The 24381-nt window shown below is 58.8% G+C and carries 21 protein-coding genes; 10 read left to right on the forward strand and 11 right to left on the reverse strand.

Annotated elements, in window-relative coordinates; translation table 11 throughout:
- Positions 1 to 502: 502 nt before the first annotated feature.
- The 9 genes from msrQ to mrcB form a co-directional block, all read right to left on the reverse strand.
- Positions 503 to 1123, reverse strand: coding sequence for a protein-methionine-sulfoxide reductase heme-binding subunit MsrQ (msrQ, locus tag KGA88_RS23160; RefSeq protein WP_223594542.1), 621 nt, complete (start codon positions 1121 to 1123; stop codon positions 503 to 505).
- Positions 1123 to 2136: a protein-methionine-sulfoxide reductase catalytic subunit MsrP gene (msrP, locus tag KGA88_RS23165; RefSeq protein ID WP_223594550.1), complete on the reverse strand. Its 1014-nt coding sequence runs from the start codon at positions 2134 to 2136 to the stop codon at positions 1123 to 1125. Before msrP ends, msrQ begins: the two co-directional genes overlap by 1 nt.
- Positions 2137 to 2194: 58 nt before the next feature.
- Positions 2195 to 3049, reverse strand: coding sequence for a CDP-diacylglycerol--serine O-phosphatidyltransferase (gene pssA / locus KGA88_RS23170; RefSeq protein WP_007971084.1), 855 nt, complete (start codon positions 3047 to 3049; stop codon positions 2195 to 2197).
- A 145-nt stretch (positions 3050 to 3194) separates the two neighbouring features.
- The gene (gene ilvC, locus KGA88_RS23175; protein ID WP_003228216.1) at positions 3195 to 4211 is read right to left on the reverse strand and encodes a ketol-acid reductoisomerase; all 1017 of its coding nucleotides are present in this window, start codon (positions 4209 to 4211) and stop codon (positions 3195 to 3197) included.
- A gap of 45 nt (positions 4212 to 4256) precedes the next feature.
- Positions 4257 to 4748 (reverse strand): acetolactate synthase small subunit, encoded by a 492-nt coding sequence (gene ilvN / locus KGA88_RS23180; protein ID WP_003176102.1) that lies wholly within the window; start codon positions 4746 to 4748, stop codon positions 4257 to 4259.
- A gap of 2 nt (positions 4749 to 4750) precedes the next feature.
- Positions 4751 to 6475, reverse strand: a complete 1725-nt coding sequence (locus KGA88_RS23185) for an acetolactate synthase 3 large subunit (protein ID WP_110658681.1) — start codon at positions 6473 to 6475, stop codon at positions 4751 to 4753.
- 483 nt (positions 6476 to 6958) lie between these two features.
- Positions 6959 to 7294 carry a YqcC family protein gene (locus KGA88_RS23190; RefSeq protein WP_104451440.1) on the reverse strand — a complete coding sequence of 112 codons (336 nt, stop codon included), beginning with the start codon at positions 7292 to 7294 and terminating at the stop codon, positions 6959 to 6961.
- Positions 7294 to 8031 carry a tetratricopeptide repeat protein gene (locus KGA88_RS23195; RefSeq protein ID WP_110658664.1) on the reverse strand — a complete coding sequence of 246 codons (738 nt, stop codon included), beginning with the start codon at positions 8029 to 8031 and terminating at the stop codon, positions 7294 to 7296. Before KGA88_RS23195 ends, KGA88_RS23190 begins: the two co-directional genes overlap by 1 nt.
- A gap of 16 nt (positions 8032 to 8047) precedes the next feature.
- A complete protein-coding gene (gene mrcB, locus KGA88_RS23200; RefSeq protein WP_110658666.1) occupies positions 8048 to 10366 on the reverse strand; it encodes a penicillin-binding protein 1B in 2319 nt (772 codons plus the stop codon).
- A 116-nt stretch (positions 10367 to 10482) separates the two neighbouring features.
- Here mrcB and KGA88_RS23205 point away from each other — a divergent pair, with 116 nt between their 5' ends.
- From KGA88_RS23205 to KGA88_RS23220, 4 genes are all read left to right on the forward strand, one after another.
- Positions 10483 to 12039, forward strand: coding sequence for an AAA family ATPase (locus tag KGA88_RS23205; RefSeq protein ID WP_223594552.1), 1557 nt, complete (start codon positions 10483 to 10485; stop codon positions 12037 to 12039).
- A 90-nt stretch (positions 12040 to 12129) separates the two neighbouring features.
- A complete protein-coding gene (locus KGA88_RS23210) occupies positions 12130 to 12474 on the forward strand; it encodes a pentapeptide repeat-containing protein (protein ID WP_110658670.1) in 345 nt (114 codons plus the stop codon).
- Between the two features lie 239 nt (positions 12475 to 12713).
- The gene (locus KGA88_RS23215) at positions 12714 to 12986 is read left to right on the forward strand and encodes a TfoX/Sxy family protein (protein WP_007971093.1); all 273 of its coding nucleotides are present in this window, start codon (positions 12714 to 12716) and stop codon (positions 12984 to 12986) included.
- A gap of 468 nt (positions 12987 to 13454) precedes the next feature.
- On the forward strand, positions 13455 to 13772 hold the full coding sequence (locus KGA88_RS23220; protein ID WP_223594553.1) for a Rieske (2Fe-2S) protein: 318 nt from the start codon (positions 13455 to 13457) through the stop codon (positions 13770 to 13772).
- Here KGA88_RS23220 and sfsA read toward each other — a convergent pair.
- Positions 13769 to 14482, reverse strand: coding sequence for a DNA/RNA nuclease SfsA (sfsA, locus tag KGA88_RS23225; protein WP_223594554.1), 714 nt, complete (start codon positions 14480 to 14482; stop codon positions 13769 to 13771). The two genes, KGA88_RS23220 and sfsA, sit on opposite strands and share 4 nt — an antisense overlap.
- Positions 14482 to 15654, reverse strand: a complete 1173-nt coding sequence (locus KGA88_RS23230; RefSeq protein ID WP_223594555.1) for a pyridoxal phosphate-dependent aminotransferase — start codon at positions 15652 to 15654, stop codon at positions 14482 to 14484. The genes sfsA and KGA88_RS23230 overlap by 1 nt, the downstream gene beginning before the upstream one ends.
- 333 nt (positions 15655 to 15987) lie before the next feature.
- Here KGA88_RS23230 and dksA point away from each other — a divergent pair, with 333 nt between their 5' ends.
- From dksA to KGA88_RS23260, 6 genes are all read left to right on the forward strand, one after another.
- Complete coding sequence (gene dksA, locus KGA88_RS23235) at positions 15988 to 16428, forward strand: RNA polymerase-binding protein DksA (protein ID WP_007995322.1); 441 nt, start codon at positions 15988 to 15990, stop codon at positions 16426 to 16428.
- Positions 16429 to 16644: 216 nt separating this feature from the next.
- Positions 16645 to 17538 (forward strand): tRNA glutamyl-Q(34) synthetase GluQRS, encoded by an 894-nt coding sequence (gene gluQRS / locus KGA88_RS23240; protein ID WP_223594556.1) that lies wholly within the window; start codon positions 16645 to 16647, stop codon positions 17536 to 17538.
- A gap of 76 nt (positions 17539 to 17614) precedes the next feature.
- Positions 17615 to 17791, forward strand: a complete 177-nt coding sequence (locus KGA88_RS23245; protein WP_003176118.1) for a hypothetical protein — start codon at positions 17615 to 17617, stop codon at positions 17789 to 17791.
- A complete protein-coding gene (locus tag KGA88_RS23250) occupies positions 17775 to 20729 on the forward strand; it encodes a sensor histidine kinase (RefSeq protein WP_165798740.1) in 2955 nt (984 codons plus the stop codon). Before KGA88_RS23245 ends, KGA88_RS23250 begins: the two co-directional genes overlap by 17 nt.
- A gap of 22 nt (positions 20730 to 20751) precedes the next feature.
- A complete protein-coding gene (locus tag KGA88_RS23255; RefSeq protein ID WP_223594558.1) occupies positions 20752 to 22191 on the forward strand; it encodes a sigma-54-dependent transcriptional regulator in 1440 nt (479 codons plus the stop codon).
- 786 nt (positions 22192 to 22977) lie between these two features.
- Positions 22978 to 24378, forward strand: coding sequence for a polynucleotide adenylyltransferase PcnB (locus KGA88_RS23260; protein WP_223594559.1), 1401 nt, complete (start codon positions 22978 to 22980; stop codon positions 24376 to 24378).
- Positions 24379 to 24381: the final 3 nt, after the last annotated feature.

A 24381-nucleotide genomic window follows, 5' to 3' on the forward strand; every position in this document is an offset into this window, starting at 1 on the left:
CAAACTCTTCAGTTCAAACATCTTTGGGTTTTGAGAAAACCCTAAACTTGGCTCAGCAATCGTTGGTTACATCTTTGATTTCTCGCGGAGTAACTTGTGATGCTGATAATCTGTTGACTAGCAGTCTTACTCCACAAGCACCCACACGAATTGCTTGATTCAGTTGTTAAAGAGCGGTTGGTTAAGATCTTTCATCTCAACCGAGGCGCGCATTCTACAGCAGCCTCATTTGCTGTCAAGTGGTATTTTTCAGAAGCTTTCAAGGATTTCCTTAACAACTTCAACCACTTGCGCTTCAGATCTCTCATCGGCGGGAGGCGAATTCTACAGCGTTACACGCTGCTGTCAACACCTCTTTTTCAACTTCCTTTTGGCTTCGATGAACTGAAGCAATCTGCTGCCGAAAACTACGTAACTCGTTGTTTACCAAGGAGTTTTCCGTTTCGACTGCGCCGGAAGTGGGGCGAATTATAGGCCTCCAGAATCTGCCGTCAACCACTAATTACGCCTTTTTGGCAGAAGAGGCCTTTTTAGCCATCAAACGCGGGATTCGATGGGCTAACGACGGTAGCCGCAGCACTAAAAGCAGCGCACCTATAGTTGCATAGATCGCCCACTCCTTCAGGTCGGCGCGCACAATCCACAGCATATGCAGCAACCCAAGCACGAGAACCAGATAAGCCAGACGATGCAGCTTCTTCCAGAGGGCCCCCAAACGTCGCTGACTGTATCGATTGGAAGTGCACGCCAATACCAGCAAACACAAAAATCCCAACGCCCCGACAATGATGTACGGACGCTTGCGCAGCTCCACCCCAAGCTGCGACCAATCGAAACCAAGGATAAAGGCCAGATAGGCGCTCAAGTGCAGCACTACATAAGTGAAGCACCACAACCCCAGTTGCCGCCGGACCACAATCCACCCCGCCCAACCAGTAAGCCTCTGCAGCGGCGTCATGCTCAATGTAATAAGCAACAGAACAAGTGTGCCCAATCCCAACCGATCAACCAGCACCTTGCCGGGGTCCGGCCCGAGCACATCCGCCCAGGCCTGATACAACCACAACAGCGGCCACACCATCGTTGCAACAAAAACGGCCGCACGCCAAAGCGGATATCGCATCAGTAGTTCTTCCGCAGATCGAGCCCTGTATATAGAGAAGCGACTTCATCCGCATAGCCATTGAACATTTGCGTGTCACGCACATTCGGCTTGAACAGGCCGCTCGGCAGGCGCCGTTCCCGGGCCTGAGTCCAGCGCGGATGGTCGACAGTCGGATTCACATTGGCGTAGAAGCCGTACTCGTCCGAAGCAATACTCTGCCAAGTGGTTTTTGGCTGCTCACTCACCAAACTGATCCGCACGATCGACTTGATGCTTTTAAAGCCATACTTCCAGGGCACCACCAGACGCAGTGGTGCACCGTTCTGATTCGGCAACTCGCGCCCATACATACCCACCGCAAGAATCGCCAACGGGTTCATCGCCTCGTCCAGACGCAGCCCTTCTATATAAGGCCAGTCGATCAAGGCAAAACCGGAGCGCTGCCCCGGCATGCTTTTGGGATCCTGCAGGGTTTCGAAGCGGATGAATCTGGCTTTCGAGGTCGGCTCGACTTCCTTGAGCAACGCCGAGAGAGGAAAACCTATCCAGGGAATGACCATCGACCACGCCTCCACACAACGAAGTCGGTAGATGCGCTCCTCCAGCTGGTAAGGCTTCATGAAGTCTTCCAGCGCATATCGCCCTGGTTTACCCACTTCTCCATCCACGACTACGCTCCATGGCTCGGTCTTCAGCGCACCGGCATTGGCAGCTGGATCCCCCTTGTCGGTGCCGAACTCATAGAAGTTGTTGTAGTGGGTCGCATCCTTGAACGGCGTGATCGCCTCATCCTTGACGCTGACCACACCCCACTGGGTAGCCGGGAGTTTTTCGCTGAACCAGGCAGGCGCCTTGCCAGGCTCGACATCCGGGTAACGCGCAGCATCGCCAGCACTAGCCCATTGCGGCAGGCCGCTCAGAGCAAAGCCGGCAACCGTGGCGCCAAGCACTTTGCGTCGAGAAAGATAGAGGGATTCAGGCGTGACGTCCGACTCGTGGCAGTCGGACGCTCTGGAGACTTTGATCAGCATGGTTACTCCGCAGCTTTGGAGGACAGATGCACCCATAGACTGCGGAGTATGAGGGAAATTACGCGCTCTTGTTACGACGAAGACGTAACAGGTATTGAACAGGGCCGGAGGCTGCATAGGCGAGAAACACCAGCAGCAGGATGCGCGGAGGGTCACTGAACACTACTGCGAACACCAGCACCACAGCGAGAATCGCCACGAAAGGCACCCGCCCCTTCAGGTCCAGCTCTTTGAAGCTGTTGTACTTGATGTTGCTGACCATCAGCATGCCGGCCGCAGCAACCATCAGCGCAACCAGGAAGGACATCTTGGAACCCTGAATGCCATAGTCGCTGAATGCCCAGACGATACCTGCAACCACACCCGCTGCGGCAGGACTGGCCAGGCCGATGAAGTAGCGTTTGTCCGCGGTGCCGACCTGCGTGTTGAAGCGTGCAAGACGCAATGCCGCACCCGCGACATAAATGAAGGCGACCATCCAGCCAACCTTGCCCATGTCACCCAAGGCCCAGCCAAATGCGAGCAATGCCGGCGCGACACCAAAGGCAACCATGTCGGACAGCGAGTCGTACTCGGCACCAAAGGCGCTCTGGGTATTGGTCATGCGGGCCACGCGACCATCGAGGCCATCGAGCACCATGGCGACGAAGATCGCGATGGCCGCGAAGGCGAAATACTTGCTCGCATTGGCCGAATCACCAGCACTCAAGGCCGCCTGGGCGCTCATCGAGTTGATGATGGAATAGAACCCTGCGAACAGGTTCGCAGTGGTGAACAGATTCGGCAGAAGATAGATACCACGATGCCGGACTTTACGACCTTCAGCGTCATGGCCCTCCTCGACATGTTCATCGATGGGCAGCAGGCTTTCGGCGTCAGAAGCCTGGTTTGGCTCTTCGGGGCGTTCGCTCATGGACATTACCTTGCAACGGGGGTGGAAAGTTTGGACAGGTGTCTGGGACGACGGTTCGGCCACAAACGATGCAGCTTTATACCAGAACCGGCCTCCCAAACGAAAAAACGCGGCCTAAGCCGCGTTTTTCGTACAAGCGCGTGACTTAGTTTTTAGCTTTGTCGACGATCTTGTTGGCACCGATCCACGGCATCATGGAGCGCAGTTGCTCGCCGATGATTTCGATACCGTGAGCGGCGTTGTTACGACGCTTGGCGGTCATCGAAGGATAGCCGGTAGCGCCTTCGCTGATGAACATCTTGGCGTATTCGCCGTCCTGAATACGTTTCAGGGCGTTGCGCATGGCCTGACGGGATTCGGCGTTGATGACCTCAGGGCCAGTCACGTACTCGCCGTATTCGGCGTTGTTGGAGATCGAGTAGTTCATGTTGGCGATACCGCCTTCGTACATGAGGTCAACGATCAGCTTCAGTTCGTGCAGGCACTCGAAGTAGGCCATTTCCGGCGCGTAGCCAGCTTCAACCAGGGTTTCGAAACCGGCTTTGACCAGTTCAACGGTACCGCCGCACAGAACGGCTTGTTCGCCGAACAGGTCGGTTTCGGTCTCGTCCTTGAAAGTGGTTTCGATGATGCCGGTACGACCACCGCCAACGCCAGCAGCGTAGGACAGAGCGACGTTCTTGGCGTTGCCCGAGGCGTCCTGGTAGATAGCGATCAGGTCAGGGATACCGCCGCCCTTCACGAACTCGGAACGCACGGTGTGGCCCGGAGCCTTCGGCGCGATCATGATCACGTCGAGGTCAGCGCGCGGCACTACCTGGTTGTAGTGGATCGCGAAGCCGTGGGAGAAGGCCAGGGTGGCGCCTTTCTTGATGTTCGGCTCGATTTCGTTCTTGTACAGGGAGGACTGGAACTCGTCCGGGGTCAGGATCATGACCAGGTCGGCAGCTGCAACGGCAGAAGCAACGTCGGTCACTTTCAGGCCGTGGGCTTCAGCCTTGGCAACGGTAGCCGAACCTTTACGCAGGCCAACGGTAACGTCAACGCCGGAGTCTTTCAGGTTGCACGCTTGAGCGTGGCCCTGGGAACCGTAACCGATGATGGCAACTTTCTTGCCCTGGATGATCGACAGGTCGCAGTCTTTATCGTAGAAAACTTTCATGAATTTCCCCTATATCAGGCCGTTCAGGCCGTTCGCTAATTTGGTTTAGATGCTGAGTACTTTGTCGCCGCGGGCAATACCGGTCACGCCACTACGGACGGTTTCCAGAATCGATGCGGTGCCAATGGACTGAATGAAGCTGTCGAGCTTGTCGCTGGTACCGGTCAGTTGAACGGTATACACGCTGGCGCTGACATCGACGATCTGTCCACGGTAAATATCGGTAGTACGCTTGATCTCGGCGCGCTGGGCGCCGGTGGCCTTGACCTTGACCAGCATCAGTTCGCGCTCGATGTGAGCACTCTCCGACAGGTCGACCAGTTTTACCACTTCGATCAGCTTGTTCAGGTTCTTGGTGATCTGCTCGATGACTTCATCGTGACCAACGGTGGTCAGCGTCAGACGCGACAGGGTCGGGTCTTCGGTCGGGGCCACGGTCAGGCTTTCGATGTTGTAGTTGCGCTGCGAGAACAGGCCAACCACACGAGACAGAGCGCCGGGTTCGTTTTCCAGAAGCAAGGAAATAATGTGCCGCATGATTAAGTACGCTCCGTCTTGCTCAGCCACATATCGCGCATGGAGCCGTCTTTGATCTGCATCGGGTAGACGTGCTCGCTGGTGTCGACCGAAACATCGATGATCACCAAACGATCCTTCATGGCGAACGCCTCTTCCATCTTCGACTTCAAATCTTTCGAATCGGTGATGCGCACACCAACGTGACCATAAGCCTCCGCCAGCTTGACGAAATCAGGCAGCGATTCCATGTAGGAATGAGAGTGACGGCTGCCGTAGCTCATGTCCTGCCACTGGCGAACCATGCCCAACACACCGTTGTTCAGGATGACGATTTTTACCGGCAAACCGTATTGCAGGCAGGTCGACAGTTCCTGAATGTTCATCTGGATACTGCCCTCGCCGGTGACACAAACGACGTCGTCATCCGGGAAGCTCAACTTGATGCCCATGGCCGCCGGGAAACCGAAGCCCATGGTGCCCAGGCCACCGGAGTTGATCCAGCGGTTCGGCTTGTTGAACGTGTAGTACTGCGCCGCGAACATCTGATGCTGACCCACATCGGAAGCTACAAAGGCATCGCCCTTGGTCACTTCGCACAGGGTTTCGATCACGGCCTGCGGCTTGATAACGCTGCCGTCGCCCTTGTCATAAGGGAACAGGCCGCGATCACCACGCCACTCATCAACCTGCTTCCACCAACTGGCAACGGACTCCTTGTTCGGGGTCTCGCCGATTTCCTTGAGGATCGCGACCATTTCGGTCAGGACACTCTCGACCGGACCAACGATAGGCACGTCGGCCTTGATGGTCTTGGAGATCGAAGCCGGGTCGATGTCGATGTGAATGATCTTGGCGTTCGGGCAGAACTTCGAGGCACCGTTGATGACACGGTCGTCGAAACGCGCACCGACGGCGAGGATCACGTCAGCATGGTGCATCGCCAGGTTGGCGGTGTAGCTGCCGTGCATGCCGAGCATGCCGATGAACTGACGATCGGTGCCAGGGAAACCGCCGAGGCCCATCAGGGTATTGGTCACTGGCAGGTTGAGCATTTTCGCCAGTTCGGTCAGTGGTGCGGAACCACCGCCGAGGATCACGCCGCCGCCCGAATACAACACTGGACGCTTGGCCGCCAGGAGCATTTCTGCTGCCTTGCGGATTTGACCGGAGTGACCACGAACAGCCGGGCTGTAGGAACGCAGCTTGGCTTTTTTCGGGAAGACGTATTCGAACTTCTCGGCCGGGTTGGTCATGTCTTTCGGGATATCGACAACGACCGGGCCAGGACGACCGGATTGCGCCAGGTAGAAGGCTTTCTTCATGACTTCCGGGATTTCCGACGCGTGCTTGATCATGAAGCTGTGCTTCACGATCGGCCGGGAGATACCGATCATGTCGGTTTCCTGGAATGCGTCGGTGCCAACCATGGTGCTCGGCACCTGGCCGGAAATGACCACCATTGGAATGGAGTCCATGTACGCCGTGGCGATACCGGTGATGGCGTTGGTTGCGCCAGGACCGGACGTCACCAGTACCACGCCGGCTTTACCGGTGGCACGGGCGTAGCCGTCAGCCATATGGGTAGCCGCTTGCTCGTGACGAACCAGGATGTGGGTCACTTCCGGTTCTTTGAACAGGGCATCGTATACATGAAGAAGAGCACCACCCGGGTACCCGTAGATATATTTGACGCCTTCGTCGCGCAAAAAGCGGACGAGCATCTCACCGCCAGATAAAAGCTCCACGTTGCTCACCTCTAAAACGCCAGAATACCGCCCACGAAAAATGGGACGGGTCTTAATAGGTTTACTTCTCAGCAGAGCATGAGCGACGGTGGTCGCCGACTACGTCAGCACTGACTGAGCAAGTATTGGGATCGTCCCAAGTGTTGCGGGCCTTTCCCACCCAGCGCGAGGTAACGCGTTGCGGGTGTAACAGGTCGACGCGGATATGCGCCTCATGATCTGCTGAGAGGGTCTGCTTCTGGCAGTCCCTGTACAGCGGACTTTGGATTCTTCTGTTTCGCCCCTCGCAAGTCAAGTCGTCTATGAGCTTTATTCTAGTAAGCACATGAGAACGCAAGAAAAAACCTGTAAATCCGCCGTGTGTTAGCTTCGATTGCGCAAGTTTTGGCAAAAAATTGGCACGCGCATGCGCTTACCCTGCAATGGCCGACAAAATAGAGAGAGATTGTGAACAACTGCCAGCGGACGCTGGCAGCTTCTGGCTCAGCGAGACGCCGTGATCAACTGATCAAACTGTTTGAGCAATACCTGCAACTGCCGATCCTTGCCCTGGACATTGCGTCCGGCAAAGACCATTTCAGCCATTTCCTGAATGCCCGACGCATTGGGTAGCGGCAAATCCTGCTCGAGGATCATCTTCATGCGTGGCAGGAAGATCCACTGCAGCCATTGCTCGAAATCCAGGGTATCGACCGAAAACGGCTCGACACTGGAAAGCGCTTCAGCGGATGGCGAGACTTCATCCCACCATCCTTGCACCCGCAACTCGCGCTCGATCAACAGCAGTTGATCGGCGATTTTCAGAAAGCGCGCATCCATCACAGCGTTACCTTGGCCTTCTGGCGCGCCAGCGACGCGCCCTGGGAGTCACCCTGCTTTTCGCGCGCCTGGGCAATCAGTTCCCACAAATTGGCCTGCAGGGCCGGACGGCCATTGGCCAAGGTCAGGCCACGGCGAGCGAACTGCTCGGCCTGGGCCGCATCGCCTTGAGCCATCCGCACCTGTGCCAGGCGGTAAAGCACCTGCGGTTCACGCGGGGCAACGCGCTGGGCGCGTTCGAGGCTGGAGGAGGCACCATTGAGATCACCGCTCGCCTGTTGCTGCTGAGCAGTGGTCAGCAAAGCCAGTACCGGGCCGTCCAGTTGCTCGTCGGCAGACAGTCCGCCCGAACTGGCCGACGGAATCCCGCTTGGCGACGACGGCATGCTGTAGTTGCCCTGATTGATCGGCGCCGACTGGATCGGCGACGTGTCAATCGGCCCCGGCGTGATCGGCCCCGGAGTAATGGGTGTGGTGCTGATCGGCGTTGAAGTCGTTGCAGCGCCTGGCACCATCACCACGACGCCGCTGTCACCTTGCGGAATCGCCTGGGTCTGCGACTGACCTTGCGCAGGGCGCTTGACGGTCGTCTGGCGGAAGCCGCCATTGGCCGAGATACGTTCACTGTTGGACACGGCGGTGCCGGAATCCACGACCGGAATCGAGCCACGTTGTACGGTGGAGCAACCGCTGAGCAAAGCCACGGCGGTAATCGCTGGAATCAGCCACTTGTTCACTTGAAACCCTCTTTGCTTAATTCATCCAGCCCTTGACCCAATCCATCACCGACTCGGCAGGGCTTTCGCCACCGCAAGCAGCGCCGGGAGGCGGTTCGCTGCCGCGAATATACGGCATCTGCACGGCACCCGGGCAACCGGCGTCAGAACCTTGCCCGGTACGCGAATCCACCCAGGCCTGAACGATATTATCCGGCTGCGGCATGTCCAGCGGCAACGGGTCGGCCTTGCGCATGAAGCTGGTCCAGACCTGCAGGGCCCCGGTGGCACCAGTGAATGGGGTCTTGCCGTTGTCATCGCGCCCCAGCCAGACCACCGCCAGCAAGTCCTGGCTGAAACCGGCAAACCAACTGTCCCGCGAATCGTTACTGGTACCGGTTTTACCCGCCAGGGTCAGGGTTCTTGGCAACACGTTATAAACCGAGCTGCCGGTACCTTCGCGCATCACCCGCTGCATGGCGCTCTGGATCAGGTAAATGGAGGCCGGATCGAAACGCTGCTGAATCTGGAACGGATAACGCTTGAGCGGTTCGCCTTCAGCAGTCAGCACGCTGCGAATCCCGCGCATCGGCGTATTGAAGCCGCCGTTGGCGAGGGTCTGGTACATGGTCGCCACTTCGATGGGCGTCATGCCGCCAGCGCCGAGCAACATCGACGGGAAGGCCGGGAATTCACGAGAAACACCCAGGCGCTCCACCGTCTTCAGGACGTTCGGCACACCGACCGCCAACCCGAGCCGTGCGGTCGACAGGTTGTAGGAGTGCGCCAGGCCTTGATAGAGGAAGACGGTCCCGTGAGAACGGCGATCATAGTTCTGCGGTTTCCAGACTTGGCCGTCGGCGCCCTTGACCGAGAAGGACTCGTCCGACAGCCAACTGGTCAATGTGTACTGGCTTGGTTTCTCCAACGCGGTCAAGTAAACCGCCGGCTTGATCAGCGAGCCGATCGGTCGCACAGCGTCCAGCGCCCGGTTGAACCCGGCAAAACTGGCCTGGCGACTGCCGATCATGGCCTGCACTTCACCGGTTTCCGGGTTGGTCACGACCATGGCCGCTTCGACGTCATCGGAACCCTTGCGCCCCGCCAGACGCTTGAAGGTGTCGTTGACCGAGGCCTCAGCCTTCATCTGCAGGATCGGGTCGAAACTGGTGAAGATACGCAGACCTTCTTCGGTCAAGTCTTCGTCGCGATAGTCTTCGCGCAACTGACGCTTGACCAGATCGAGGAAGCCGGGGAACGAGCTGTCCGCCAGACTGCCGCGCTTGGTCACACCCAGTGGCATTTTCTTCGCGGCTTCAACCTGCTCGGCAGTTGCGACGCCCTGCTCTTGCAGGACATCGAGCACCAGGTTGCGCCGCTCGAGGGCACGCTCCGGATAACGACGCGGGTTATAGGAGGAAGGCCCCTTGACCATTCCCACCAGCAGTGCGACCTGGTGCAGCTTGAGCTCGGCCAGCGGCTGGCTGAAGAAGAACTGGCTGGCGAGGCCGAAACCGTGCACCGCGCGTTGACCGTCCTGCCCGATAAACACTTCGTTGAGGTAAGCCTCGAGGATTTCACGCTTGTCGTAATGCAGCTCAAGCAACAGCGCCATCATCGCTTCGGTGAGTTTGCGGCTCAGGCTGCGCTCGTTGGTCAGGTAGAAGTTCTTGACCAACTGCTGAGTCAGGGTACTGCCGCCCTGACGCATGCGGCCGGACGAACCGTTGACCCAGATTGCACGGGCGATCGACTTCGGCGAAACACCAAAGTGATGATAAAAATCGCGGTCCTCGACAGCCACCAGCGTTTCCAGCAAGTACGGCGGCACCTGATCGATCTTGATCAGGATCCGGTCTTCGAGGTTTTTCGGGTACAGGCCGCCGATCAGCAACGGCTCCAGGCGCACTACCGAAAGTTTCGAACCTTTTGCCCCCGCCAACTCGGCCACGTAATCGCCAGAGAAACGCACCCGCACCGGTTGCGCTTGCTCCATGCCTTCATAGAACTGGAAGCCACGGGTATTCAGATCAACGGTATTGCCGTTGACCGACGCCGCACCCGGACCATTGGCCACGCTTTCACGGCGATAGCCCAGGGCATCGAGCTCGGTCAGGAAATCGTCCCTGCTCAGCTTTTGTCCGACGAACAGTTCGAGCGGGCGCGCGTAAACCTTGGCCGGAATGGTCCAGCGCTTGCCGGAAAACTTCTCCTGGACGATCGCATCAAGGTAAACGGCGAATCCGGCCAGCACTACCAGGCCGACCAGACTGAGTTTAATGGCCCAGCCCAACCAAGGGCGCAGGCCTCTGGAGGGTGGTTTTTTTGGGGTACGGGGAGTTCGGGTACGAGTCATGGCGGCGGATTATACGCACTTTATTCATACTCAACAGGAGCGCTCCGAGGTTTGCGTCGAGCGGACTTGCGGCCATAATGACGGCCTTGAATTTCCCAGACTCTGAAGGATCGCCTGTGAGCCAGTCCCTGATCGCTGCCCTGCAAAACCCTGCCCTCTACCCGCATCCTGTAGAGGGATTCCAGGTCATCGAGACCCATATTTCCTGGGTACTGCTCACCGGCCCCTATGCCTATAAAGTGAAGAAGCCGGTCAATTTCGGTTTTCTCGACTTCACCAGCCTTGAGGCGCGCGAACACTTTTGCGCTGAAGAGCTGCGCCTGAACCAGCGCCTGACCGACGACTTGTACATCGAAGTACTGCCCGTCACCGGCAGCGCCGAGGCTCCGCAACTGGGCGGCGAAGGCCCCGCCATCGAATACGTACTGAAGATGCGCCAGTTCCCGCAAACCGGTCTGCTCAGCACCCTTCAAGCCAATGGCGAACTGACCACCGCACACATCGACGAGATGGCCGAGCAAATCGCCCGCTTCCACCTCAGCGCACCGAAAGTGCCGGCCGGGCACGAAGCCGGCACACCGGACAGCGTCATGGCACCGGTGCGGCAGAACTTCGAACAGATCCGTCCGTTCCTCAGCGACAAAGCCGACCTGCTGCAACTCGACGCCCTGCAAGCCTGGGCCGAAAGCAGTTTCGAACGCCTCAAGCCGCTGCTCGCCCAGCGCAAGGCCGAAGGCTTCACTCGTGAATGCCACGGTGACATCCACCTGGGTAACGCCACAGTGATCGACGGCAAGATCGTGATCTTCGACTGCATCGAATTCAATGAACCGTTTCGCTTCACCGACGTTTATGCCGACACCGGCTTCCTGGCGATGGACCTGGAAGATCGCGGCCTGAAGTGCCTCGCCCGTCGTTTCATCAGCCAGTACCTGGAGCTGACCGGTGACTATCGCGGCCTCGAACTGCTGAACTTCTATAAAGCCTACCGCGCACTGGTTCGCGCCAAGGTTGCCCTGTTCAGCATGCCGGCCGACGCCACTGCAGTGCAGCGCGCCACGACCCTGCGTCAGTACCGCAACTACGCCAACCTGGCGGAAAGCTACAGCACTATTCCTTCGCGCTTCATGGCCATTACCCACGGTGTTTCCGCCGTCGGCAAGAGCCATGTCGCCATGCGCCTGGTCGAAGCCCTGGGAGCGATTCGCCTGCGCTCCGATGTCGAGCGCAAGCGTCTGTTCGGCGAACAAACCGTCGAAAATGACGTAAAGGCCGGAATCTATAGTGCCGACGCCAGCGCGGCGACCTATGCCCGCCTGCACGAAATCGCCGACGTCATCCTGCGTGCGGGCTTTCCGGTAGTGGTCGACGCCACTTACCTCAAGCATGATCAGCGTGACAGTGCCGCGAAGGTGGCCGAGGCCACAGGTGCACCCTTCCTGATCCTCGATTGCAATGCGCCACAAGCCGTCATCGAAAGCTGGCTGGCCACGCGCCAGGCAGACAAAAAGGACCCATCCGACGCCACCCTGGCTGTTATCGCAGCCCAACAAGCCAGCCGCGAAGCGCTGACACCCACGGAAATCCTCTGCAGCAAGCGCGTCCAGACCAATGAAAGCGGAACGCTCGATACAGTTGTGGAGCAAATTCGCCAGCGCCTGCCAGGCCTGTAAAAAACTATTTCAGTCGTGAAGCCGCACTGGCTTCACGTCCGTCAAATAGTGGCACTATACTGGCGTCATAAAACCATCAGGTGATGCGACATGAGCCAGCCGAAACTTCTCGACACTCCGCTTTATGCCCTGCTGCACAAAGACGACATCAGAGGCTTCAACAGTGAACGCCCCAAGGATGCCCCCATCGATATGGTGGGTGGAGACTTCCGGGGGCTGGACCTGCGCGAGCTGAATGCCGACGGTGTGGATTTCAGCGACGCCTACTTCCGCTCCGCCGACCTGCGCGGCATCGATTTTCGCAAGGCGAACCTTGAAGGCGCGAGCCTGGCCCACGCGCAAATCTCCGGTACGTACTTTCCGGTGGAACTCAGTGCCGACGAAATCCTGATGTCGATGAACTTCGGCACGCGATTGCGTTATCGCACCCGCTGATCATCATCGATGACTGACACGTCCAGCGCCCCTTGCGCTGGACTACAGGGATGTTCACCCATAATTCCTTGCTCTTCCCCGCCTCCTCCCGCGTTCGCAGACTTTTCACACGCTGCCAATACTCGTTTCTTAGAAGCATTTGCGTCGTAATCGAGCAAACAAACACGCTTTTCCTACTGATGGCTACACTCCTCAGAAGATTGCCCACGCTCTCCATTCGGCCATCGCAAGGAGGCTTGATGAATGATGAACTGCAACACCTGAAGAATCTTGGCAAGACGTCAGCGCAATGGCTGCATGCCGTGGGCATCCATAGCGCTTCGGACTTGCGTCGCCTCGGGGCGGTGGATGCTTATCGGGCCGTGCGCACGCGCGGTTTCCGGGCGTCCAAGGTGTTGTTGTACGCAATTGAAGGTGCCCTGATGGATGTTCACTGGAATGACATTCCCGCAGAGCGCAAGGAAGCGCTAAACAAACAACTGGAAGCCATCTCTTCACGCCACAAAAACTGATCCGACAAATAACGCTGAAGCTTTTCAACCTGTAACCCAATGAATACAGGGCCTGCAGGCGAAAAATCGACATATCGCAAAGAAACCGGAAAACAGCGGTTGACTTGGTAATGAGAATCGCTATGATTATCACAACTGGTCGCGAGACTGGTCAGATCTTCTGAAAAGCCCTTGGTTCGGACTCTCAGATTATCTCCTCATCAGGCTAATCACGGTTATTTGACCCGGCTCTTGCCGGGTCTTTTTTTGCCTGTGGAAAGTACTGGCGGGATGCTCCATGCCGATCACGCTGACACGCTGGCCAGGCGCATAAACAGCTTCCCTTGAAGGTTTCCCGGGCATCGAATGATCAGGCCAAGTATCCTCGACGACAGGCACTTGTCCCCGGCGGGCAAGACGGCCAATTGAAAGTATTTAACCGTCAAGCTTGGACATATCCGGTCACGAGCGGCGGGACCGAGGATAGACATGAAGTTGCTTTGCAAAGGTGCCGAGCTGGTCAATGACAGCAGCCGCGGTTTCGACATTGATGGCCAAAAGCTTTTTGCGGTGCGCCGCAGCGGCCAGGTATATGTCTACATCAATCGCTGCCCGCACCGGGGCGTCGCCCTGGAGTGGCATCCCGACCAATTTCTCGACCCCAGTAACAGCCTGATCCAGTGCGCCACCCATGGCGCACTGTTCCTGATCGAAGACGGCGAATGCGTCGCCGGCCCTTGCGCGGGGCAATCCTTGAGCAGCGTGGCTTGCCGCGAGGATGAACAAGGGATCTGGATCAGCCTTTAGACACCCGGCAACACATCCAGGCGCCGTTCGACCAACATCCCTTCGTGGCTCAACCGCACACCGTAAGCCAATACCTCGACCCCACAGGCGATAGCCTCACGCAAGGCCTGTGCATAAACCGCATCGATTTCCTGCGCCGGGCGCACGGCCTCGATGTCGGTCAAGCACACACAATACAACTGCACCGCGCGAATACCGTCCCTGGCCAAGTGGGCCAGTTCCCGCAGATGCTTGGCGCCACGCTGGGTGACCGCATCGGGAAACGCCGCCACCGCCGTACCGTCAAAGCCCAGGGTCACGCTTTTGACTTCGACGTAGGCCGGCCCATCGGGATAATCAAGGCGGAAATCGATGCGGCTGTTTTCCTGGCCATAAGCCACTTCGCGCTTGAGCCCGGTAAAACCGTTAAGTTCGGTGATGACGCCCGCTCGCAGCGCCTCTTCGACCAATCCATTGGCCCGGGCGGTGTTCACGCAAAACAGCCGCCCTTGCGGGGTTTCACCGATCTCCCAGGTGCCAGGCAACTTGCGTTTAGGGTCGTTGGAGCGACTGAACCAGACTTGCCCGCCTTCGACCTGGCAATTGAGCATCGAGCCGGTGTTCGGGCAGTGAATCGTCAGCAACTCGCCGCCAACGGTTTCGATATCGGCGAGAAACCGCTTGTAACGTCGAATCAGGCGCCCTTCTTCGAGGGGAGGATGGAATCGCATCAGCCTTGCCAGCTCCGCAATCCGCGGGCAATGCGCTCCACCGCCTCCTGCAAACGCTCGAGGTTTTGCGTATAGGCGAACCGCACATGGTGTCCGGCCTGATATCGCCCGAAATCCAGCCCCGGAGTGAACGCCACATGTTCGGTTTCAAGAAAATACTTACAGAACGCGAAGGCATCGCCGCCGAACTTGCTGATATCGGCATACAAGTAGAAAGCCCCTTCCGGCTCCACGGCAATGCCGAAACCCAACTCACGCAAGGCCGGCAGCAGGTAATCCCGACGCCGGCCAAATTCGGCGCGACGCTCCTCGAGAATGCTGATGGTTGCCGGCTCAAAACAGGCCAGCGCCGCATACTGCGCCATGCTTGGAGCACTGATGTAGAGATTCTGCGCGAGTTTTTCCAGCTCACCGACGGCAGCGTCAGGGGCCACCAGCCATCCGAGCCGCCACCCGGTCATTCCGAAGTACTTCGAAAAACTGTTCAGGACGAATGCACTGTCGTCGACTTCCAGCACGCTGGCCGCATCAGTGCCGTAAGTCAGGCCGTGGTAAATCTCGTCGACCACCAGATGACCGTGGCGCTCCTTGATCGCGACAGACAGCTTCGCCAGCTCGTCGCGAGTCAGGATCGTGCCGGTCGGATTGGCTGGCGACGCCACCAATGCACCGACGCTGTCGTGATCCCAATGACGCTCGATCAGGCCTGGCGTCAATTGATAGCGCACATCCGGACCGACCGGCACCAATTGCGCCGCACCCTCGACCAACCGCAGGAAATGCCGGTTGCACGGATAGCCCGGGTCCGCCAGCAGCCAGTGTTTACCGGGGTCGACCAGCAAAGCGCTGGCCAGCAGCAACGCGCCGGACCCGCCGGGCGTGATGAGAATGCGTCGAGGGTCGATGTTCAAACCATAACGCTGCTGATAAAAGCCCGAAATAGCCTCGCGCAGCTCCGGAATGCCGCGCGCGGCGGTGTAACGGGTCTTCCCCGCTGTCAGTGCAGCCTGGCCGGCCTGGATGATAGGTTCGGCGGTGGTGAAGTCCGGCTCGCCGATTTCCAGGTGGATCACATCGTGCCCGGCGGCCTGCAATTCATTGGCCCGCGCCAACAGCGCCATGACATGGAAAGGTTCGATTGCACGACTGCGGGCACTGTAGGGCTGAGCCATTGGCCTTCCTTCAACGGAAAAAGAACCGATTCTACCCAAGCGCAGGAACGAGCGAGAACCTAAAGCGGTCAGAGGCCTTGTAACCCCGAACACAAACGACTCAAGCGCGCGCGCAAGGTTTGACTAAAATCAATAATTGAGCAGGACTCCAGAGCCGCCAGACAACGGTTTGCCATCATTTGCAAGCATCATGCGCCGTGAGCTCGACATCCGGGAGTAGCGCGGCCCGAGTTGATCTGGTAAGTTCGCCCGCTTGCAGCCGCAGGGCCGGCAGGTGTCGGTGATGGAGCAATCCTGCGCAGATGGATTACAAGAGTAGAGGCGGTCTATTTCATGTCCACCCAAGCAAAGCAGCAAAACCAGACGATCAGCGGCTTCGAGCCCTATGTTCAGAAAGCCGGCGAAGAGTACATGGGCGAGCCCATGCGCAAGCACTTCACCAAGGTCCTGAATCAGTGGAAAAAAGAGCTGATGGAAGGGGTCGACAAGACCGTGGACCACATGAAGGACGAAGCGGCCAACTTTCCTGACCCGGCAGACCGTGCCAGCCAGGAAGAGGAATTCGCCCTCGAACTGCGTGCCCGCGATCGTGAACGCAAGTTGATCAAGAAGATCGACAAGACACTTCAGTTGATCGAAGACGAAGAATACGGCTGGTGTGAATCCTGCGGCATCGAGATCGGCGTCAAACGCCTCGAAGCGCGTCCTACCGCTGACCTGTGCATCGACTGCAAGACCCTGGCGGAAATCAAGGAAAAGCAAGTCGGCAAATAATTGCGACTTGAATGAAGAACGGAGCGTGCGAACGCTCCGTTTTTGTTTCTGATATTCGCCCCGGCGGCAAACCTGTGGGAGCGGACTTGCTCCGGGCGGCGTTCCGACGAAGGGGCCATGTGGTTCAACATTAGCGTTAGCTGACACACCGCCTTCGCGAGCAAGCCCGCTCCCACAGGAGGGGTGCGCAAGCCCGGAACAAGTGACATTGCATTCATGACCGCCACCTCCCCCACCTACATCGGACGCTTCGCCCCCACGCCCAGCGGCCATCTGCACTTCGGCTCGCTGGTCGCCGCACTGGCCTCCTACCTCGACGCACGCTCGGTCGGCGGACGCTGGCTGATGCGCATGGAAGACCTTGATCCGCCCCGCGAGGAACCTGGCGCCCAGGCAGCCATTCTCAAGGCTCTGGAAAGCTATGGCTTCGAGTGGGATGGCGACCTGGTGCGCCAAAGCGAGCGGCACGATGCCTACGCCGAGGTGCTCAATCGCCTGTTCAGTCACGGCCTGGCCTACGCCTGCACCTGCTCGCGCAAACAGCTGGAGCCATATCACGGGATTTATCCGGGGCTGTGCCGCAATGCCGGCCATGGCACCGATGATGCTGCCATCCGCGTGCGCGTACCGGAACTGGAATACCATTTCCTCGACCGGGTGCAGGGCGGATACCGCCAGCACCTGGGCCGGGAAGTTGGCGATTTTGTGATTCGCCGCCGGGACGGGCTCTACGCCTATCAATTGGCTGTGGTCCTGGACGATGCCTGGCAGGGCATCACCGATATCGTTCGCGGTGCCGACCTGCTGGATTCCACCCCCCGCCAGCTCTACCTGCAGGAATTGCTCGGCCTGCCGCAGCCACGTTATCTGCATATCCCGCTGATCACTCAGCCAGATGGCAATAAACTCGGTAAGTCCTACCGTTCGCCGCCATTGACCGAGGATCAGGCAACGCCGCTATTGCTGCGGGCGCTGCGGGCGCTGGGGCAGAACCCTGGAACCGAACTGACTTACGCAACGCCACGGGAAGTGCTCAATTGGGGCATTGCCCACTGGGATGCCTCGCTGATCCCGCGCACACTGAGCCTGCCCGAGGCACAGCTATTGTGATCGCACTTGCAGTGGCGCACCCATCCGTTACCATCGCCGCACGTTTTCGGGCACGCGCATAAAAAGAGAGGCCGGGATGTACATTTATCGCTTGGTCCTGCTTTTGGTAGTGGGGATTTACCTGTTTTCCCCGGCCATCATGGATTGGTGGATCGACGCCACTGGCGCCTGGTATCGCCCTTATCTGCTCTGGCTGATTCTGATCGTCGTGACCTTCATCCTGCAGAGCCAAAAAGATGCCGATGAGCTTTAGCCTGACCCAGATGATCCTGATCAGCGCCGCCTACCTGGCGGTGCTGTTCGGTGTGGCCTGGATCAGTGAACGGGGCATGATTCCCCGGGCAATCATTCGCCACCCGCTGACTTACACCCTGTCACTGGGCGTCTATGCCAGTGCCTGGGCGTTTTACGGCACCGTGGGCCTGGCCTATCAGTACGGCTACGGCTTTTTGTCCAGCTACCTCGGTGTTTCCGGGGCATTTCTGCTGGCGCCGGTGCTGCTCTACCCGATCCTGAAGATCACCCGCACTTATCAACTGTCTTCGCTGGCGGATCTGTTTGCCTTCCGCTTCCGCAGCACCTGGGCCGGTGCGCTGACCACGATTTTCATGCTGATCGGCGTGTTGCCGCTTCTCGCGCTGCAGATTCAGGCGGTGGCCGACTCCATCGGCATCCTCACCCGCGAACCGGTGCAGCATCGCGTGGCCCTGAGCTTCTGCGCCCTGATTACGTTGTTCACGATTTTCTTCGGCTCCCGCCACATCGCCACCCGCGAAAAGCATGAAGGCCTGGTGTTCGCGATTGCCTTCGAGTCGGTGATCAAGCTGATCGCCCTCGGCGGTGTCGGGCTGTATGCGCTGTACGGCGTGTTCGACGGTCCGCAACAGCTTGAACTGTGGCTGCTGCAAAACCAGACCGCCCTTGCTGCCCTGCACACGCCTTTGCAGGAAGGCCCGTGGCGTACGCTGCTGCTGGTGTTCTTCGCCTCGGCGATCGTGATGCCGCACATGTATCACATGACCTTTACCGAGAACCTCAATCCGCGCTCGCTGGTCAGTGCGAGCTGGGGCCTGCCGCTGTTCCTGCTGTTGATGAGCCTGGCGGTGCCGCTGATTCTCTGGGCTGGCCTGAAGCTAGGCGCCACCACCAATCCGGAATACTTCACCCTGGGCATCGGCATCGCCGCCAACAGCAAGGCTTTGGCGTTGCTGGCCTATGTCGGCGGACTGTCCGCCGCCAGCGGCCTGATCATCGTCACCACGCTGGCGCTGTCCGGGATGGCCTTGAACCACCTGGTGCTGCCGCTTTATCAGCCACCGGCCGAAGGCAACATCTACCGCTGGCTGAAGTGGACCCGCCGGGCGCTGATTGTCGCGATCATCATGGCCGGCTACGGCTTCTACCTGATGCTCGGTGCCGAGCAGGACCTGGCCAACCTCGGTATTGTCGCGTTCGTCGCCACGTTGCAGTTCCTGCCGGGCGTGCTTTCTGTCCTGTATTGGCCGACCGCCAACCGTCGCGGCTTCATCGCCGGCTTGCTGGCGGGGATCCTGGTGTGGCTGGTGACCATGCTGTTGCCACTGGTTGGCAACCTCCAGGGCTTCTATATTCCGCTGCTGAACATGATCTACGTGCTGGACGACACCAGTTGGCACATGGCTGCGATTGCCTCGCTGGCAGCCAACGTACTCATGTTCACCCTGATCTCGCTGTTCACCAACGCCAGCACCGAAGAGGCCAGCGCCGCCGAAGCCTGCGCCGTGGATAACGTGCGCCGCCCGCAGCGCCGGGAACTGCACGCTGCCTCGCCTCAGGAATTCGCTACGCAGCTGGCAAAACCCTTGGGCGCCAAGGCTGCGCAGAAGGAAGTCGAGCAAGCGCTGCGCGATCTCTACCTGCCTTTCGATGAACGAAGGCCTTATGCCCTGCGCCGTCTGCGCGACCGCATCGAGGCCAACCTCTCCGGCCTGATGGGCCCGAGCGTGGCCCAGGACATGGTCGAGACCTTCCTGCCGTACAAGGCTGGCGGTGAAAACTACGTCACCGAAGACATTCACTTCATCGAAAGCCGCCTCGAGGATTACCACTCGCGCCTGACCGGCCTGGCCGCTGAACTCGACGCCCTGCGCCGCTATCACCGCCAGACCCTGCAGGAATTGCCGATGGGCGTTTGCTCACTGGCCAAGGACCAGGAAATCCTCATGTGGAACAAGGCCATGGAGGAGTTGACCGGCATCGCCGCGCAGCGCGTGGTCGGTTCGCGCCTGAGTACTATTGCCGACCCATGGAAAGAACTGCTGCAAGGCTTCATCAATCTGCCGGACGAGCACTTGCACAAGCAGCACCTGGCCCTCGACGGCCAGACCCGCTGGCTGAACCTGCACAAGGCGGCGATCGACGAACCGCTCGCGCCGGGCAACAGTGGCCTGGTTCTGCTGGTGGAAGACCTGACCGAAACCCAGATGCTCGAAGACAAACTGGTGCACTCCGAGCGCCTGGCCAGCATCGGTCGACTGGCGGCCGGCGTGGCCCATGAAATCGGCAACCCGATTACCGGTATCGCGTGCCTGGCGCAGAACCTGCGCGAAGAGCGGGAAGAAGACGGCGAGCTGAAGGAAATCAGCGGGCAGATCCTCGAGCAGACCAAACGTGTGTCGCGCATCGTCCAGTCGCTGATGAGCTTTGCCCATGCCGGCAGTCATCAGCACAGCGACGAGCCCGTCTGTCTGGCCGAAGTGGCTCAGGATGCCATCGGCCTGCTGGCCTTGAACCGACGCAATTTCGAAGTGCAGTTCTACAACCTGTGCGACCCCGAACACTGGGTCGAAGGCGACCCGCAACGGCTGGCCCAGGTATTGATCAACCTGCTTTCAAACGCCCGTGACGCCTCGCCTCCCGGCAGTGCGGTACGGGTCAAGAGCGAAGCCGGCGAACACACGGTCGACCTGATCGTGGAGGACGAAGGCAGCGGTATTCCGTCGAGCATCATGGACCGATTGTTCGAACCTTTCTTCACCACCAAGGATCCTGGCGAAGGCACCGGTCTGGGCCTTGCACTGGTCTATTCCATCGTTGAAGAGCATTATGGACAAATCACCATCGACAGCCCGGCTGATGTTCAAAGCCAACGCGGCACCCGAATCAGGGTTACCTTGCCGCGTCATGTCGAAGCGACGTCCGCTGTGAACTGAGACCGTCGAGAGTATCGAATCAATGCCGCACATTTTGATCGTCGAAGACGAAACCATTATCCGCTCCGCCTTGCGCCGCCTGCTGGAACGTAACCAGTACCAGGTCAGCGAAGCCGGTTCAGTGCAGGAAGCACAAGAACGCTTCACCATTCCCTCGTTCGATCTGATCGTCAGTGACCTGCGTCTGCCGGGCGCGCCTGGCACCGAGCTGATCAAGCTCGCCCAGGGCACGCCGGTGCTGATCATGACCAGCTACGCCAGCCTGCGCTCGGCGGTTGACTCGATGAAAATGGGTGCGGTTGATTACATTGCCAAGCCATTCGACCACGACGAAATGCTGCAAGCCGCCGCGCGAATCCTGCGTGACCGGCAAACGGCACAAACCGGTGGTGAAGTGGTTACCGGCAAAGCCACCAACGGTGCGGCGAAATCCGGTGCCGACAACAGCAACGGTGAAATCGGCATTATCGGCTCGTGCCCGCCGATGCAGGACCTGTACGGCAAGATTCGCAAAGTGGCACCGACCGACTCCAACGTTCTGATCCAGGGCGAATCGGGTACCGGTAAAGAACTGGTGGCGCGCGCCCTGCACAACCTGTCCAGGCGCGCCAAGGCACCGATGATTTCAGTGAACTGCGCGGCCATTCCGGAAAGCCTGATCGAGTCCGAACTGTTCGGCCACGAAAAAGGCGCATTCACCGGCGCCAGCGCCGGGCGCGCCGGCCTGGTGGAAGCGGCGGACGGCGGCACCTTGTTCCTCGACGAAATCGGCGAACTGCCACTGGAAGCCCAGGCTCGCCTGCTGCGCGTATTGCAGGAAGGCGAAATTCGTCGTGTAGGTTCCGTGCAGTCGCAGAAAGTCGATGTGCGCCTGATCGCCGCGACTCACCGCGACCTCAAGAGCCTGGCGAAGATCGGCCAGTTCCGCGAAGACTTGTATTACCGACTCCACGTTATCGCGCTGAAGCTGCCAGCCCTGCGCGAACGCGGTGCGGACGTCAACGAAATCGCCAACGCCTTCCTGGCGCGGCAAAGTGCGCGAGTCAACCGCACCGACCTGAAATTCGCCGCGGATGCCGAGCAAGCCATTCGTCACTACTCCTGGCCGGGCAACGTTCGTGAACTGGAAAACGCTGTCGAGCGCGCCGTTATCCTGTGCGAAAGCCCGGAAATCTCCGCCGAGCTGCTGGGCATCGACATCGAGCTGGGCGACCTGGACGACGACGAGTTCATTGGCCTGCCCCCACAACAGGGCAACGGCAACGCCAGTAACAACAACCACGAGCCGACCGAAGACCTCTCCCTGGAAGACTACTTCCAGCATTTCGTCCTTGAGCATCAGGACCATATGACCGAAACCGAACTGGCCCGCAAACTCGGGGTCAGCCGCAAATGCTTGTGGGAGCGCCGTCAACGCCTGGGCATTCCGCGGCGCAAGACCGGGGTGGCCAGCGAAAGCTGAACCGCACCTGTCACATGTGCGGGTAACACGTGACTTTGTGAAAAAACTGTTACCTCAGCGTTTTCACGTAACAGAAGCCGGGGCTTACGGTAACGAAGCCCCGGCTTTTTTTGGCCCTCGAAATACCTGCCAGCCGGCCTAACCCCTTGTTTTATTGGGTTTCGCAAAAGTTGGCACGCACCCTGCTATATGTTTGGTACAAGAACAATAACAAGCAATGCACAAGACAATAAAAATAAGACGAATCGACTCACGCACAATAAAAACAAGACGGCGAGAGGCGCAGCTAACTGATTCTTTTGGAGAGGCGTTGTATTTGGGGCTAGCCCCACGACCAGGCCGAGAACAACAAAAACTGTCCTAAGACAGAGCCTGTACTGGTTGGATCGAAAGATCACTGCAATTCAGCGACCAAAGCAATCCGTTTGCTCTTGGCTCCCGATTGGGAGGGTCATGAAGGAAGCTTCATGGCGAGGGCACTCAACAAAAACAAAAAGCCCGAAACCAAAAATAAAAATAGAGCATGCAACTACTTCTTGGGGAGCTTCGGCTCCCCTTGTAGTTTCTACCCCCCCATCCCCCCGCTTCCTGTAGGAGCGAGCTTGCTCGCGAAGAACCTGAGGACGTCGTTGGGTATCTGGATGTACGAGTTATCGTTCGCGACCATCGCGAGCAAGCTCGCTCCTACAGTGTCCTACACCATCCCCCGACTAAATGCTAGAATCCCCGCCCATCATGCGGTCATTCTTCTGTTATGGCCGAATATTCCTTCAAACAGTGCATCCCATGCTGAAGAAGCTGTTCCAGTCATTCCGTTCTCCCAAGCGTCCTACGCAACACATTCGCAGCACGCCTGAAGTGCTCAACAGCGGCCAACATTCGCTGCAAAAGGCGCAATTCAGCCGTTATGCGGTGAATATCGTTGAACGCCTGCAGAGCGCCGGTTATCAGGCTTACCTGGTTGGCGGTTGCGTGCGCGATATGTTGCTGGGCATCACACCGAAAGATTTCGACGTTGCCACCAGCGCCACACCCGAGCAGGTGCGGGCCGAATTCCGTAACGCGCGAATCATCGGGCGTCGATTCAAACTGGTGCATATCCACTTCGGTCGCGAAATCATCGAAGTCGCGACCTTCCGCGCCAACCACCCGCAAAACGAAGACGAGGAAGACAGCAACCAGTCTTCTCGCAACGAAAGCGGGCGCATCCTGCGCGATAACGTCTATGGCACCCTGGAAGAAGACGCGCAACGTCGTGACTTCACCATCAATGCCCTGTATTACGATCCGGTCAGTGAACGCATCCTCGACTACGCCAACGGCGTACACGACATCCGCAATCACCTGATCCGCCTGATCGGCGATCCGAAGCAACGCTACCAGGAAGATCCGGTACGCATGCTGCGGGCCGTGCGTTTCGCCGCCAAGCTGAACTTCGGCATCGAAAAACACAGCGCCATGCCGATCCGCGACCTGGCGCCGATGTTGCGCGAGATCCCGTCGGCCCGCCTGTTCGAAGAGGTGCTCAAGCTGTTCCTCTCCGGCCACGCCGCCGATACGTTTGAAATGCTGGTCGACCTGCAATTGTTCGATCCACTGTTCCCGGCCAGCGCCGAAGCACTGGAGTACAACCCGACGTACACCCACACCCTGATCAGCGAAGCCCTGATCAACACCGACCTGCGGATCAAGCAGAACAAACCGGTCACCCCGGCGTTCCTGTTTGCGGCCCTGCTCTGGCCTGCCCTGCCGGCCCGCGTCCTGCGCCTGCAGGAGCGTGGCATGCCGCCGATTCCGGCAATGCAGGAAGCTGCGCACGAGCTGATTGCCGAACAGTGCCAGCGAATCGCGATTCCAAAACGCTTCACCATGCCGATCCGCGAGATCTGGGACATGCAGGAACGCCTGCCGCGCCGCAGCGGCAAACGTGCCGACCTGCTGCTGGACAATCCGCGTTTCCGTGCTGGCTACGACTTCCTGCTGCTGCGTGAAAGCGCCGGTGAGCAGACCGATGGCCTGGGCGAATGGTGGACCGATTATCAGGACGCCAACGAAAGCGAGCGTCGCGACATGATCCGCGACCTCAGCGGCAAGGAAGAAGGTACCGGCGCCCCGCGCAAGCGTCGCCGCAGCGGTGGTTCCAAGCGCAAACGCGCCGCCGGCGCTTCGAGCACCACGGGCGAGTAATCC

This window comes from Pseudomonas sp. A-R-19, assembly GCF_019956575.1.
GTDB lineage: Bacteria > Pseudomonadota > Gammaproteobacteria > Pseudomonadales > Pseudomonadaceae > Aquipseudomonas.